The sequence below is a fragment of the Janthinobacterium sp. NFX145 genome (assembly GCF_049810325.1).
In the GTDB taxonomy this organism is placed as follows: domain Bacteria; phylum Pseudomonadota; class Gammaproteobacteria; order Burkholderiales; family Burkholderiaceae_D; genus Janthinobacterium; species Janthinobacterium rivuli.
This window is the reverse complement of record NZ_CP187360.1, coordinates 1,593,551-1,608,402: the sequence shown is the minus strand read 5'-3', so window position 1 is coordinate 1,608,402 and position 14,852 is coordinate 1,593,551. Positions and strand designations below refer to the sequence as shown.

Annotated in this window: 10 protein-coding genes; 6 read left to right on the top strand and 4 right to left on the bottom strand. The window is 59.9% G+C overall.

Features of this window, described 5'->3' with window-relative positions; all coding sequences use genetic code 11:
- The first annotated feature begins 17 nt into the window (after window positions 1-17).
- Complete coding sequence (locus ACPJXG_RS07170; protein WP_034785468.1) at window positions 18-488, top strand: peroxiredoxin; 471 nt, start codon at window positions 18-20, stop codon at window positions 486-488.
- 289 nt (window positions 489-777) lie between these two features.
- Entirely contained in the window at window positions 778-2,595 is a 1,818-nt protein-coding gene (locus tag ACPJXG_RS07165) for a PhoH family protein (protein ID WP_219307327.1), read from the top strand.
- A gap of 95 nt (window positions 2,596-2,690) precedes the next feature.
- Here the strand turns inward: ACPJXG_RS07165 and ACPJXG_RS07160 are convergent, their stop codons facing one another.
- A complete protein-coding gene (locus ACPJXG_RS07160; RefSeq protein WP_425253802.1) occupies window positions 2,691-8,225 on the bottom strand; it encodes a DUF3320 domain-containing protein in 5,535 nt (1,844 codons plus the stop codon).
- Window positions 8,226-8,565: 340 nt separating this feature from the next.
- On the opposite strand from ACPJXG_RS07160, the gene ACPJXG_RS07155 reads away from it, so the two are divergent.
- From ACPJXG_RS07155 to ACPJXG_RS07140, 4 genes are all read left to right on the top strand, one after another.
- A complete protein-coding gene (locus tag ACPJXG_RS07155) occupies window positions 8,566-9,198 on the top strand; it encodes a site-2 protease family protein (RefSeq protein ID WP_425253801.1) in 633 nt (210 codons plus the stop codon).
- Between the two features lie 12 nt (window positions 9,199-9,210).
- Entirely contained in the window at window positions 9,211-9,669 is a 459-nt protein-coding gene (yidD, locus tag ACPJXG_RS07150; RefSeq protein ID WP_425254722.1) for a membrane protein insertion efficiency factor YidD, read from the top strand.
- A gap of 256 nt (window positions 9,670-9,925) precedes the next feature.
- Window positions 9,926-10,867: a bestrophin family protein gene (locus tag ACPJXG_RS07145; protein WP_425253800.1), complete on the top strand. Its 942-nt coding sequence runs from the start codon at window positions 9,926-9,928 to the stop codon at window positions 10,865-10,867.
- A gap of 65 nt (window positions 10,868-10,932) precedes the next feature.
- A complete protein-coding gene (locus tag ACPJXG_RS07140) occupies window positions 10,933-11,133 on the top strand; it encodes a heavy-metal-associated domain-containing protein (RefSeq protein WP_034750458.1) in 201 nt (66 codons plus the stop codon).
- 47 nt (window positions 11,134-11,180) lie between these two features.
- Here ACPJXG_RS07140 and ACPJXG_RS07135 read toward each other — a convergent pair whose 3' ends face one another.
- From ACPJXG_RS07135 to ACPJXG_RS07125, 3 genes are read right to left on the bottom strand one after another with little or no spacing between them, the layout of a single operon-like run.
- A complete protein-coding gene (locus ACPJXG_RS07135; protein WP_425253799.1) occupies window positions 11,181-11,903 on the bottom strand; it encodes a glutathione S-transferase in 723 nt (240 codons plus the stop codon).
- 21 nt (window positions 11,904-11,924) lie between these two features.
- Complete coding sequence (gene cueR / locus ACPJXG_RS07130) at window positions 11,925-12,344, bottom strand: Cu(I)-responsive transcriptional regulator (protein WP_034750463.1); 420 nt, start codon at window positions 12,342-12,344, stop codon at window positions 11,925-11,927.
- 1 nt (window position 12,345) lies between these two features.
- Entirely contained in the window at window positions 12,346-14,787 is a 2,442-nt protein-coding gene (locus ACPJXG_RS07125) for a heavy metal translocating P-type ATPase (protein ID WP_425253798.1), read from the bottom strand.
- Window positions 14,788-14,852: the final 65 nt, after the last annotated feature.

The following is a 14,852-nucleotide window of genomic DNA, read 5'->3' as shown; positions in this document are numbered from 1 at the left end:
CGTTCAGGAGAGAACCTGTGGCTGATAGCCAATCCCTCGTTAGCATACCCGACTTTAGCGCCGCCATGACCAGCGGCAAGACCTTTCAGTTGCTGGGCCGTCCGGCCAAGGCCACGGTGCTGTTTTTCTATCCGAAGGACAACACTCCTGGCTGCACCACGGAAAACATCGCCTTCCGCGATGCGTATTCGCAATTCGTCGCTGCCGGCGTGGAAATCTACGGCATCAGCCGCGATTCCCTGCGCTCACACGAAAGCTTCAAAGCCAAGCTGGAGCTGCCATTCGAGCTCATTTCCGACCCGGACGAAGCCGTTTGCCTGCTGTTTAACGTCATGAAGATGAAACAGATGTACGGCAAGACGGTTCGTGGCGTCGAGCGCAGCACGTTTGTGATTGACGCCCAGGGCCGATTGGTGAAAGAATGGAGAGGCGTGAAGGTCGCAACTCACGTGGAAGAAGTGCTGGAATTCGTAGCGCATCTGAATTGATCGTCCATATTGATCCAATGCGCGTTGTCGGCTTCCAGCGAGCCTGGTTCAACCGCAGTTCAGTTCACGGTACCTATCGCCATTTTGAGTCAACGAAGCGCCTCCATCCACTCCGCCAGGCGGGCCTGCAGCCCGACTATGGCGTCCATGACCGGCCATGCTGCCGGCCTTCCGGCAGTTACTCGTCCTGTAGCATTGTTGTTCCCCCGCATCCACCCCATGAGAAGTGCCGCCAGAAGCTGGCTGCCCATGGGCGATTCATTCCAGAAATTTTTTGATTGAGATCCTGATGCCACTGCCAAAATTACCGAGCAAGCCAGCCACCATCCTGGCCACCCAAGATTACCCAACCGCAGGCGCAGCGCGCCCGGCCACCAAAACCCCGGCAGCCAAGAAAGTGGCTGCACCGATCATTGAAGCGGCGATCGCCGAAGTTGCCAAGCCGGTCCGCAATGCGGCCACGAAGATCAAGCAAGTGGCGGCCCTGATGGTCGCCAAGCCGGCGCCTGCGCCAGCCGTTGCTGTGCCTGCGGCCGCTCCTGCCGTCGTTGCCGCGCCTGGGGCGAAAGCCAGGCCGGCGGCAAAAGGCAAGGTCACGCCGATCAAGCCCGTCAAGCAAGCCGAGCAGCCACATCCGGCCAAGCACAAGGCGGTGGAAGTGCAGCTCAAGTCGTCCGCCAGCCGCGCCGCCGACCAGCGCGGCATCAGCAAACTGTTCGTGCTCGACACGAACGTGCTGATGCACGACCCATCGTCGCTGTTCCGCTTCGAGGAACACGATGTGTACCTGCCGATGATGACCCTGGAAGAGCTGGACAACCATAAAAAGGGCATGACGGAAGTGGCGCGCAATGCACGCCAGGTTTCGCGCACGCTCGACGCCCTGATCAGCAACACGGACGACGACGCCATCGAACACGGCATCCTGCTGTCCAAGCTGGGCAACAAAGACGCCAAGGGCCGCTTGTTCTTCCAGACGCGTCTGCAAAGCGCCGACCTGCCGGCAGGCTTGCCAGTGGGCAAGGCCGACAACCAGATCCTGGCCGTCGTGCGTTCGCTGGAAGCGGAACAGGAAGGCCGTCCCGTCGTGCTGGTGTCGAAAGACATCAACATGCGCATCAAGGCGCGCGCCCTGGGCTTGCCGGCCGAAGACTACTTCAACGACCATGTGCTGGAAGACACGGACTTGCTGTACTCGGGCATCGTGCAATTGCCGGACGACTTCTGGAACAAGCACGGCAAGGACATGGAATCCTGGCAGGAAAGCAAGAACGGCTACAGCTCGACGTTCTACCGCGTGACGGGTCCGTTCATCCCATCCTTGCTGGTCAACCAGTTCATCTACCTGGAACCGAAAAACGGCGAAACGCCATTCTACGGCCAGGTAAAACAGATCAACGGCAAGACGGCCGTGCTGCAAACCCTGCGCGACTTCAGCCACACGAAGAACAATGTGTGGGGCGTGACGGCGCGCAACCGCGAGCAGAACTTCGCGCTGAACTTGCTGATGAATCCGGAATGCGACTTCGTCACCCTGCTGGGCCAGGCCGGTACCGGCAAGACCCTGCTGGCCCTGGCCGCCGGCCTGGCGCAAGTGCTGGAAACCAAGCTCTACAATGAAATCATCGTCACCCGCGTGACGGTGCCGGTGGGCGAAGACATCGGTTTCCTGCCAGGCACGGAAGAAGAAAAGATGTCGCCATGGATGGGCGCCTTCGACGACAACCTGGAAGTGCTGAACAAGTCCGACTCGGATGGCGGCGAATGGGGCCGTGCGGCAACGCAAGACCTGATCCGCTCGCGCATCAAGATCAAGTCGCTCAACTTCATGCGCGGCCGCACGTTTGTGAACAAGTTCCTCATCATTGATGAAGCCCAGAACTTGACGCCGAAACAAGTCAAGACCCTCGTCACGCGCGCCGGTCCCGGCACGAAGATCCTGTGCCTGGGCAACATCGCGCAGATCGACACGCCGTACCTGACGGAAGGCTCGAGCGGCCTGACTTACGTGGTCGACCGCTTCAAGGGCTGGACCCACAGCGGCCACGTCACCCTGGCCCGCGGCGAGCGTTCGCGCCTGGCCGATCACGCCAGCGAAGTGCTGTAACGTGCTGTAACTTATAGCGGGCGGCGCAAGCTGCCCATTCATTCGAAAGCCCCGGCTGCAGCAATGCAGGCGGGGCTTTTTTCTTACTGACAGGCTTATATGCTGTCTTGCTGTCTTAGCTCGAACACCTCACCATTTTTCTGCAGCAAGCCGCGCAGCAGTAGATCATCGATGCGAGCACGGATGGTGTCGCGCAACTGCGGGCTGGTGGCCTTAAAACCAAACAGGCGCGCCACGTACTGAGCAATTTCGACCAATCCTGCGCCATAGTTTTTCTGTAGCGTATCAAGGATTGCAACGTCGATTTCCTGCGGCGGCAACATGTCGGGTTTACGAAGGGTGTCGGAAACAACGGCGCCGCGGTCACGGATGCTGATGATGGTATCGGCCATGCTCAAAAAACGCTCCGTCATGATCATGCCATCGAAGCGTATAGCAGCATGAATGGCGCGCTCCACCGCTGCCTGGATGCGCGCGCCGGTCCGTTTCAAGCCCCACGCAGCACGCAGGCGCACCACGACTTCATCGACATGCACCGGACCTTCCAGGCTAACGATCTGCTTGACTAAGTCGCTCAAGGCCGCTACCGGCATCTCATGCAAGTCGTCGGCATAGGCAGGTTTGGCAGGGATCGCTTCGACATAGGCCGCCGGCCTGTTTTGTCCATTCCTTTCCAATCCAATCTCGGCATGATCTTCTCGCTCCACGGTCACTACCGACACGCCCGGCTTGCGCTCCTGCTTCGCATGGAGTTCAGCGCGCGCTGCCAGCTCGGTCTTGGCTGCATCAATGGCCATCAGCAGGCGCTGCAACTCATTATTGGGCCTCTGGAACCAGTCGAGTCCCCAAATACGGTGGATGATCCAACCATGGTCTTCCAGCACGGCCTGACGCAAGCGATCGCGATCACGCGCCGAGCGCGAGCTATGGTAGGACTCACCATCGCACTCGATGCCCAGCAGATAGCGGCCCGGATGCTGGGCGTCGGCAATACCCAGGTCGATAAAAAACCCGGCGATGCCGACTTGTGGATGGACTTCGTACCCGCAGGCCTTAACGGCATCGGCCACCTGTATTTCAAACGGACTGTCATATTCGCGCCCAGATACGCGCGACAAGCCCAGCCTGCCTGTGCGCGCGAAATGCAGGAACAGCTTGAAAGCCACTACACCCCGCCCTTTGGCACGTTCAAGATCGATATCTTCATCGGTAATCGAGGCAAACACTTCGCAGCGGCGCTTGGCACGACTGATCAGCACATTGAGGCGCCGCTCACCACCTTCTGCACTCAGTGGGCCGAAGCGCATGGCCATGTAGCCAAGCTTGTTGCGACCGTAGCCAACCGAGATAAAAATCACATCACGTTCGTCGCCCTGCACGTTTTCCAGGTTCTTGATGAAAAACGGCTCGCTGGCATGCTGCTGAAAAAAGGGCTCCACGTCCTGATGCTCGCGGCGTAATAACTCCAGTTCATCCTGGATGGCTCGCCGCTGCTTGACCGAAAAAGTCGCCACGCCCAACGAATGTTCCGGTGAGTTGCGCGCATGATCGATAATAGCCCCGGCAATGACCCTAGCCTCTTCCGCATTGGTGCCAGTGTTGCCGGAATCAAATACGCCGTTAGCTACGTGATGAAACTGCAAGCCCATGCCCGCCTCTTGGGTGTAGGGACTGGGCACGATAAACAGCTTGTTTTCATAGAACTGGCTGTTCGATACAGCGATCAAGGACTGATGTCGGCTACGGTAATGCCAGCGCAGCATGCGTTGCGGCAAGCCGCGTGCAGTAAACAGCCCCAGGATGCTCTCAATATCGGAGACTTGTGCATCATCGTCACCGTCTTCATCGGGCTCGGCGCTGGTCATCTTGGAAAAGAACTTGGTTGGTGGCAATTGCCGCTCGTCACCCACCACAACCACTTGACGCGAGCGTGCAATGGCCCCCAGCGCATCCACAGGCTGGATCTGGCTGGCCTCGTCCATCACCAGCAAATCAAAACTGAGTTGCCCGGGAGGCAGGAACTGGGCTACCGATAGCGGACTCATCATAAATACCGGCTTGAGCGCCTGGATTGCGGGTGCAGCGCGCTGCATCAAGCGGCGTATCGGCATATGCCCCTTACGTTTGGCCATTTCGCCGCGCAGCACCCCTAAGGGGCCGATCGCACCGCCTCCCTGCGGGATGCGACGGTGGTGTGCTTGCACCACTTCCAGACTGGATGCTGCAATGCGCTGGCGGTCCATCTGCGTAAAATCTGCCGCCAGGCGGCTATGGAGGTGCCCGTCAAAATGGGCTAGCGCCTCGTCGCTGCGTACTTGATCAGCAAAAAGCGCTTCAAAATACGCCATTGTGAACGTGCGCATGGCATCCCTAGGAATCAGCGTGCCAGCTTCCAGTTGCGTGACAATTTCACCGATACCCAACTGGCGCGCCTTGGAACAGCGGTCGCGGTAGATCACCCACTTCGACAACTCTTCGGAAAATTCAATCCACACCGCCATACGTCCAAGCAAGGCAAAGGCGGGCAAATCCAAGATAGCCGGCACCTGAAACAGCTTGTCGTTATTGGTACATAACTCGCTATAGAGTTCGTCGAGTTCACTCACGAACTTGTCCTGCGCAGCTTCAAGCTCTAACGCACGATGTAGCGGCGCGGCGCGATTATCGTGGCGCGCAACCATATGGCGCAGTCTAGACTTGGACGCCATCCACACCGTGCTGATGCGCAAACTCTCCCAGTCGGACAATGAACCCTGCCAATGCGCCCCAAACGCAGCTCGGCCCAGTTCGCTACCCGCATCAATATCTCGGTGTAGTTGCTGCGCTTCGATCAACAAGTCAAGGCGCGCAATCTTGTCTGAAAGGTCTAGCGGTACATGTGGCATCACAGCCTGGCAGCCGGTCTGACAAAACGCAAGCCGAGACACTTGCCCGGCCACAGTCTCAAGGGCGGAGGCCTCCACGCTAGCCCATTCACGAAAAGCGGGTTCGTCTTTCCAGCCGTTGAACCACATCGCGTCTAACAGAGGCCGGATTTGCTGCAGCAGGCTCTCCAGCAGTGCAGCCCGACGGCTAATTTCCGAGCGGTCAGGCAACTTGCTGGCAATAATTCGCGGCTGAGCTCCCAAGCCACGCAAGCTGCGCATCCATTCCACCAGCGCCAGCAAAGGCGCCGAGCGCGATTGGCCACCCTTCCAGTCGGCACCAAACGCACCGCTGCCAAATGTATTGCTTAACTCAATCCGCTCCAGCAGTTTTCTCGCTTCGCCCAGATGGTCGAGAATTTCCAGCTGTTCGGGCAGCGCTGTGTCCGGATTGCGCAACAGGCCCTTGACCTGCTTGCTAGCCGCGCGCCACTCGCTGCTGACGAAACGCAGCAGGCTGTCACCGTGGACGGCCAACGTCTGGCGCGCCCCAGACAGATCAAGCTGCCAGGCATCGCTGCTAATTTTTCCTTCCAGCCGCGCCTGTAAGCCTTCCAGCGCCACCACGCATTGCGCCAGATCGGCAGCCTGTTCCACGCCTTGATCCCATACTGTCGAAACAAACACCTCGGGACTGACATCAGGTGCCGTCGCCACTTTCTGTGCCGTCAATACCAAACGGTTGATCTCACTGTAGCTTGCCATTTGGCTGCCGGCATCGACACCGAGCAATCGGCTTAGCAAAGCAACTTCGCCATCGAGCCTACTAAACAGCGTTTGCAAGGCCACCGCCCGTTCGAAGGCCTGTGCGTTCGCGTACTGCGGCAAGCCGGCCAGTTGCTGGCGCAAGTCAAGCACTTCAATCTCCCACGCGTCGGCATGGATTTCGCCCGCAAGAGCAGCCTGCAAACGTTGCAATTGGATGCCATCGTCGATCAAAGCCATCAGGGCATTCGACTGCTCGCTCCATTCTGGCGCCCGCAGGGCTTCGTTGGCAAGCGTGGGCGCCGCAGCAACGTCGCGCGCCAGCGCCACCAAATAGGTAAAGTCGCGCAGCACAGCCGGTGCCACCGTATCGAGCGACATGGCCAGCTCTGCCTGTTGTTCAGCAAGCTCCTTGCAGCGCGCACGCATGGCCGTGATACGCGACACCAGGCGCTCCACGTCATTGGGAAGTATCATTTTGAGCGCCACGCCGCGCCATGGATGGTCGCCCGGCTCGCCAATGTCAACGATGCGCTGCGCCAACTCTTCAACCACTGCCAGGCGCTGCTGCACCTCGTCGGGCGACCAGCTTTCAGGCTGCTGTAAACGGATGTCCACCGGCTTGACATGTTCCAGACGTAATTTGCTCAATTCGCCGATCACTTGATAGGGCGTGAGCTTAGCGACCGAGTGCCGCAGGTGCAAGCGTGCACTGTGTGCGTTGAGCTGATCGCGCGCCAGCAGCAATCGGTTGTTCAAGGTGGTGGCCGCATCCCCCTTGGGTGAGCCTAGTTCAGACGTACGGCGCAGCTCATCGAGAAACATTTTCTTGTTAGCTTTATTACTGTGCAATTCAATACAGGCATCGCCAACGCCAGCTTGATCCAGTCGCCGCTTGACCACCTCGAGGGCGGCCATTTTCTCCGCTACGAACAGTACCGTCTTGCCATCGGCAATCGCCGACGCGATGACATTAGCAATGGTTTGAGATTTGCCAGTACCCGGCGGTCCTTGGATCACCAAGTTACGGCCAGCGCGCACATCGTGCACGGCCAGCGTTTGCGAACTGTCGCAATCGACGATATGCAACAACTCGGCCGGCGCAATATAATCGTCCAGGTTAGCGTCTTCTGGAATGGTTGATGCACCCGCAGCAAAACCATCGGATAACAAACCACGCATCAAAGGTTGATTCGTCAGCCCGCCTTCCGGCCACATGGCGGGGTCGAGGTCGCGGTACATCAGGAATTTGGAAAATGAAAAGAAACCGAGCACGATATCGTCGGCATCTACTACCCAGCCCTCTTTCGACTGCACAGCATCCCTGACGGCGTCGATGTAGGCCATGGGGTCGAATTCATCGCCAGCTTCATATGTGGGCATTTTTAAATGGTGCACGCGCTCCAGAAAGGCTTCCAGCGACAGATTCGATGAATGCTCTTCCTGGCGCCATTTCAATTTGAATTGCTCTGCGGCGTTGCCCCTTTCCAAGCTGACGGGAATCAGGATCAGCGGCGCGTATCGCACATTCTTCGCATTCAACGGATCGAGCCATTTCAAGGTACCGAGCGCCAAGAACAAGATATTGACGCCCTGCTCCTCCTCCAAGGTACGTGCATCGAGATACATGTCAAGCAGGCGCTTCTGCAGCCCCTTGGCAGTGAGTCTGGTTTGCAGGCGCGTATCGGCATGCCGGTTCAAAACACCGCGCGCGTCGACACTGTCATCATGGGCTGGCGCCAATTCCGCGATTTCATCAGCGTTAGCATCCGTATTATCAAGGTCAATCTTGCTTGCAGCCCTCCCAGGCAAAAAGTTAAATGGACGACTTTCGGATACCATCAATCGAAATATCTCGCTCGACTTCTCATCAACCACATCAATGGTGCGTGCGGTAGTAGATGAGCGTGGAATATTCAGCAAGCGGTTACGTGCAGTCAGGTCCAGCAACTCCGTACGGGCGCGCTCAAGTTTTGCGTCTGCAGACAGACTGCCTTGCATAAAATCTGATGCAAAAGCTGGAGATACTATATCCGAGTCATTCATTATTGCCTCGCTACTTCATCATTAATCTGGGACTACTGAATTTTCACGTACAACTTTACTCCCTAAAGGTCATAGACAAGCTTAAAGCAGCCGGAATAGTACTGAATTTGTGTCAAGTCAATAAAGATAGTTGCCAACCAGATACGGTTAAAGTTATTTTCAACATCCATCAAAGGATAAATTTCGGACTATCGGGCGTATTGATTTATTTTTGCATGTTCTAATGTCTGCCCTGCCCTTCAAAATATCAGCAATGTCACCAGCCATTCCATTCTTCCTAGCTACGGCCCTCTTCATGCTCATCCACATTTCCGTCATGGCCGCGTGCGCTCGCGCATTCGGCATTACCGTGCGCAGCATCAGCTACGGCGTGGGACCTACCCTGCTGGCCGTGGGAAAGGTCCAGGTCAAGCTGCTGCCCCTGGCCGGCAACGTGGTGCTGAAGGATACGCGCGAGGAAACTTTGTATGACGACGATCCCTGTCTTGACGCCTATAACTTCCAGCCGCTGTGGAAGCAGGTGCTGCTGCCATTGAGCGGCGTGGGGGTGCTGCTGGCCTTGTCGCTGGGTATCATGGGGGCGTCGGGCTGGGAGCGCTTTGTCGCTGCCTTCGGGCAGATCGTCCACGGTGCGCTGGCGCCGTTGTCGACGGCGCAGGAATTGCTGGGTGATGGGGAAACGTTTGCGCGCACGCACGGCTTTGCACTGGTGTTCGCCCTGTTCTCGTTGAAACTGTGCGCCTTCAACCTGCTGCCGTTTGCCGGCTTGAACGGGGGACAGGCGCTGCTGGCCATCATGCGCGGCGGCAAGCCGTATGCGGCGTGGGAAGAGGCGGCGGTGAAGTGGCTGCTGCTGCCGGGGCTGGCGATCTTGCTGGCGTGGGTGGCGGCATTCGGCTGGTATGGCTGGAAAATCATGGCAGCCTAGGCCGCTGGCGCTATTATTTTTTGGACACTTGTCGTATGCTCGCACCACCGTCTTGACGCCCTCGGCAAAGGAGCTGGCATTTTCTCGTTCGACACTTGCGGCACACGCCTGGCCCTGTGGGCCATTCGCGCCTACCAGCGCTACCTGTCGCCATGGAAAGGTTTTTCCTGCGCCTACCGCGTGCTGACGGGGCGCGACAGCTGTTCCGCCTATGGCTACAAGGTCATCGCGCGCCACGGCTTGCGTACAGGCTTGCCCTTGTTACAGCGCCGCTTGCGCGCCTGCGGCGAACGGCATCGCCAGTATCGCGCGCTGCATCCGCAGGCACGGCGTAGCGGCAGACATCTGGCCCAAGCGGGATTTTGCGATTGCGACATCCCGACGCCGGACTGCCATCATTGCTCCTGCACCCCTTGCGACTTGCTCGATTGCGACTGGCCCAGACGAAAAAAGAAACAGTCATTTCAGTAGTTATATGAATTTAAATTACAAATGAAATATTCATTCATGAAATGAATAATACCCATTATCACTGTGAATTGGCTGGAAACGGGTCCGCGGCCTATACTCAAGCCGTCTCCCCTACACTGCTTCCCATGCTCACCCTGCTCAGCCCGCATACCTCGCGGGCTTTTTGTTCCCGGCCATTGCCACTCCGCCTTACCCCTTTTAACGATCACCGGGCGCGCCGTTCCCCGCCAACCCAGCTCCCCACAGGGAGCACCGCATGATCGTGCGCGAGCGTCCTTCGGCGCTGCGCTTGTTCCTCGTGGTGCGCGGTTCCGTCCTGCCGCGCATCCGCACCACGCTGATCGTCAATACCCTGATCGCCACCCTCGTCACCTGGTGCCACGGCACCCTGTTCGACCACAAGGTGATCCTCACGACCATCCCGTTCACCCTGATCGGCTTGCCGCTAGCCATCTTCCTGGGCTTTCGCAACACGGCCGCCTACGACCGCTACTGGGAAGCGCGCAAGCTGTGGGGCGAACTGGTCTTGCGCAGCCGGAATTTCTCGCGCCAGTGCCAGACGATGATACGCAGCGACACGCCGGCCCACGCCAGGCTGGGCCTGGAAGACGTGCGCGTGCGCATGATTTACCGCACCATCGCCTTTTGCCACGCCCTGCGCCACCAGCTGCGCGACACGCGCGGGCCGGCCGACCTGCAGCCGCTGCTGCGTCCGGCCGAATGGGACGCGGCCTGCAAGGCATCAAATCCGTCCGACTACCTGATGCTGCAGATGGGCCACGACCTGGCCGACTGCGTCCGGCAAGGCCGCATCGACAGCATCCTCGCCACGCAGATCGATAACACGGTCTCGGCCATGGTGGGCGCGGGCGCTTCGTGCGAACGCATCCGCAGCACGCCGATTCCGTTTTCGTATTCGCTGCTGCTGCACCGCACGGCCTACCTGTACTGCTTCCTGCTGCCTTTCGGCCTCGTCGATTCGCTCGGTTTCATGACGCCCTTCGTCGTCGCCATCGTCGCCTACACCTTCTTTGGCCTCGATGCGCTGGGCGACGAGATCGAGGAACCGTTCGGCGAAGACGCCAACGATCTGCCGCTGTCGGCCATGTGCCGCGCCATCGACATCAGCTTGCGCGAATCCCTGCAGGACGAGAACATACCGCCACCCATGCAGGCTGACGATTTTCTGCTGCACTAAGCTTGACCTTACCATTGGGGTAAGGATTACAGTGGACACACTTAACCATTCAAGGAGTGCTTGCCATGTACCAGTTACAAGTTGAAAACATGAGCTGCGGCCATTGCGTCGGCTCGGTCACGAAAGCGGTGCAAGCCATCGATCCGCAAGCCCAAGTGCAAATCGACCTGGCCAGCAAGCGCGTCACGGTGGAATCACCGGCCGAACTGGGCGCCATCAGCGCCGCCATCGTGGAGGCGGGATTTCCCGTTACCAGCGCGCAATAACAGCAGTCGCTTCGACAAGACAGCCGGCCCTTGCGCCGGCTGTTTTTTTATCCGTCCAGTTCGGGATAATGGCGGAAGATGCCTTCCTCGTTGAAGGGTATCCTGCGCTTTGACTTCAGGTAGCGGGCAATGTTCGGCCGCGCCGCCACCATATCGTGCAGCGCAAACAAGGCGGGATACTGCGGCGCCAGACGCGCCATGGCTTGCGGAAATGCATACTGCAGGCCCGCCAGCATCTGGAACAGCGACAGGTCGCCATACGTGAGTCTGGCCCCCACCAGATACTGGCCGCGGCTGTTCAGCAACACTTGCGTGAAATAATCGAGAAACTTGGGTAAACGTGTTTGGCGGAAATCCGCGCTGCGCAGCGTAGCGGCCTGTTTTTGCTCTTCGTAATATTGATTCATCGACAGCGGATGGTGCGTGTCGTGCACTTCCGTCAGCCAGTCGGCCATCGTCAGTTGCAGCTGGTTCAGCCACAAACGGCCGCTTTCCGCGCGTGGCGCCAGGCCCAGGCGCCGGCCCAGATACAACAGGATATTCGTCGTCTGGCCGATCAGCACATCGCCATCGCGCAGCACGGGCGGCGCGTAGGCGGCCTGTGGCGTGCTGCCGCCATCGAGGCAGGCCAGCATGGCGGGAACGCCTTGCCCCTCGCGCTCAGGCAAGCGGGCGACGTCGCGGTAGTCGGCGCCCGCCTCTTCCAGGGCCAGACGGATGAATTCGCCACGCCCCTGTATCGCGGGCCAATAGTACAGTTCATACGCCATAGGCACCTCCGTTGACTTACATCAAGGGCAACATGCTTTCGCTTCCTTGTCACCGGCCAACCCCAGGCTTTGCAGGATGGGGCAATCGGGCTTATCATCACCATGGCACGATTGCGCCAGGTGCGCCAGGGTATCGCGCATTTCCGTCAGTTCGGCGATGCGCTGATTCAAATCGGCGACATGCGCCAGCGCGATGCCTTTCACGTCCGCGCTGGCGCGCTGGTCGTTTTGCCACAGCGACAGCAGCTCGCGGATCTGCTCCAGCGAAAAGCCCAGGCCCCGCCCGCGCTTGATGAAACGCAGGGCGTGCAAGTCGTTCGGCGTGTAGATGCGGTAACCGGCGTCGCTGCGCGCGCTGGGTTTTAACAAAGTAATGCTTTCATAGTAGCGTATCATTTTTGCCGATACGCCCGTCTCGCTTGCCGCCTGGCCGATATTCATCCTATGACTCCTTGGTATGCGCGCTGCGGGCTTTCCAGCGGCGCAGCAACAGGGCATTACTGATCACGCTGACGGAGCTGAAGGCCATCGCCGCGCCCGCCACCATGGGGTTGAGCAGGCCGAAGGCAGCCAAGGGAATGCCGATCAGGTTATAAATGAATGCCCAGAACAGATTCTGCCGTATCTTGCTGTAGGTGCGGCGCGAGATATCGATGGCGTCCGCCACCAGGGCCGGATCGCCGCGCATCAGAGTGATGCCGGCCGCATGCATGGCCACGTCCGTGCCCGTCGACATGGCGATGCCCACGTCGGCGGCCGCCAGCGCGGGCGCATCGTTGATGCCGTCGCCCACCATGGCCACTTTCGCGCCCTCGCCTTTCAGCGCAACAATTTTAGCGGTTTTATCGGCCGGCAGCATTTTCGCCGCCACCGTGTCGATGCCCAGCAGCTTGCCGACGGCGTCCGCGCTGCCCTGGTTGTCCCCGGTCAACATCACCGTCTGGATGCCGAGGCTGTGCAAGTGGGCAATGGCCGCCTGCGCGTTCGGCTTGACCTGGTCGGAAAAGGCGAACAAGCCCAGCAGTTCCGACCCCGACGCCAGCCACGAAATCGTGTTGCCCGTGTTTTCCAGCGACAAGGCCTGTGCCGCCAGCGGCGTCATGTCCACGTGCAACTCCTGCATCAGGCGCGTGCTGCCCAGTTTCAATTCCAGGCCATCGACGTGGGCCGCCAAGCCGCGGCCCGGCAAGGCCGACAGGCCCGTGGCTGGCAACGGTTCGATGTGGCGCGCGGCCGCCGCGTCCAGCACGGCCGTCGCCAGGCTGTGCTCGCTCCCACGCTGGATGCTGGCGGCCAGCTGCAACAGCCGTGCATCGTCGATGCCGTGCGCATGCAGGGCCGCCAGCGCGGGTTTGCCCACCGTCAGGGTGCCCGTCTTGTCGAACACGACGGTATTGACGGCGTGCGCCACTTCCAGCGCTTCCGCATCCTTGATCAGGATGCCGTAGCGGGCAGCCACGCCCGTGCCGGCCATGATGGCCGTCGGCGTGGCCAGGCCCAGCGCGCAGGGGCAGGCGATGACGAGCACGGCCACGGCATTGATAATGGCGTTCTCCAGTTCGCCAGTGGCGAACCACCAGCCCAGCATGGTCAGCAGCGCCAGCACTAGCACCACGGGCACAAAGATCGCGCTGACCTTGTCGACCAGGTGCTGGATCGGCGCCTTGGCCGCCTGCGCATCTTCCACCAGACGGATGATGCGCGACAAGGTCGTCTCGCCGCCCACGGCTTGCGTGCGCACCAGCAACAAGCCGTCAGCATTGATGGCGCCGCCCGTGACCTTGTCGCCCGGATGCTTATCGACCGGCAAGCTTTCGCCCGTGATCAAGGACTCATTGATCTGGCTGGCGCCTTCCACCACCACGCCATCGACGGCTACCCGCTCGCCGGGACGGATGACCACCAGGTCGCCCACTTTTACTTGTTCCACGGGCAAGTCGATTTCGACGCCGTCGCGGCGCACGCGGGCCGATTCCGGACGCAAGACTTGCAGGGCGCGGATGGCCGAGGCCGTCTGGCGTTTGGCGCGGCTTTCCAGCCATTTTCCCAGCAGCACCAGGGTGATGACGACGGCCGATGCCTCGAAATACAAGTGCGGCAGCATTTCGCCCGCCGTCAGCCATTGGTAGACGGACAAGCCATACGCGGCGCTCGTGCCTAAGGCCACCAGCAGATCCATATTGCCGCTGCCGGCGCGGGCCGCCTTCCAGCCTGCCTTGTAGAAACGCGCGCCAAAGTAAAACTGCACCGGCGTGGCCAGGGCGAATTGCAGCCAGCCGGGCAGCATCAAATGGATGCCGGCCCACTCGAGCAGCATCGGCAGCATCAAGGGGAAAGCCAGCACGGCCGCGAACGCCACTTTCATGCCGTCGCGGTTCGGTGCGGCAGCGGGCGCGCTGGCCGCGCTGGCCGCGCTGGCAGCGGGCACCGTGGCTGCATAGCCGGCCTTGTCGATGGCGGCGATCAGGGTGCCTGCTTCCAGGCCGCCCGTCACCTTGATGCGCGCGCTTTCCGTGGCCAGGTTGACGCTGGCCGCCAGCACGCCTGGCACTTTCAGCAAGGCTTTTTCCACCCGGCCCACGCAAGAGGCACACGTCATGCCGGCGATGTTCAAGTCGATCTCGCGCTGCGCCACCGTGTAGCCGGCCTTTTCCACGGCCGCCTGCAAGGTGGCCAGGGGAATCGGCGTATCGGATGTGATTTTGGCCACTTCCGTGGCCAGGTTGACGCTGGCCTGGGTCACGCCGGGCACGGCGGCCAGGGCCTTTTCCACGCGGCCCACGCACGAGCCACAAGTCATGCCTTCGATGGCCAGCGCCTGCGCATGCGCGGCGGCGGGAGGGGGCGGACTGGAATTGGCGGGAGCGAGTGTACTCTGGTTCATGGCAGATCCTGTACGAAAGATTAACGAATAGGGTCAGGATCTGCTATCCCATGATGGGAAGGTCA

Coding starts and splice junctions, on each gene's coding strand:
- ACPJXG_RS07135 (WP_425253799.1), bottom strand. CDS start 11,903: ATGGCGTATGAACTGTACTATTGGCCCGCGATACAGGGGCGTGGCGAA.
- ACPJXG_RS07165 (WP_219307327.1), top strand. CDS start 778: ATGCCACTGCCAAAATTACCGAGCAAGCCAGCCACCATCCTGGCCACC.
- ACPJXG_RS07155 (WP_425253801.1), top strand. CDS start 8,566: ATGCTCATCCACATTTCCGTCATGGCCGCGTGCGCTCGCGCATTCGGC.
- ACPJXG_RS07145 (WP_425253800.1), top strand. CDS start 9,926: ATGATCGTGCGCGAGCGTCCTTCGGCGCTGCGCTTGTTCCTCGTGGTG.
- cueR (WP_034750463.1), bottom strand. CDS start 12,344: ATGAATATCGGCCAGGCGGCAAGCGAGACGGGCGTATCGGCAAAAATG.
- ACPJXG_RS07125 (WP_425253798.1), bottom strand. CDS start 14,787: ATGAACCAGAGTACACTCGCTCCCGCCAATTCCAGTCCGCCCCCTCCC.
- ACPJXG_RS07140 (WP_034750458.1), top strand. CDS start 10,933: ATGTACCAGTTACAAGTTGAAAACATGAGCTGCGGCCATTGCGTCGGC.
- ACPJXG_RS07160 (WP_425253802.1), bottom strand. CDS start 8,225: ATGCAAGGCAGTCTGTCTGCAGACGCAAAACTTGAGCGCGCCCGTACG.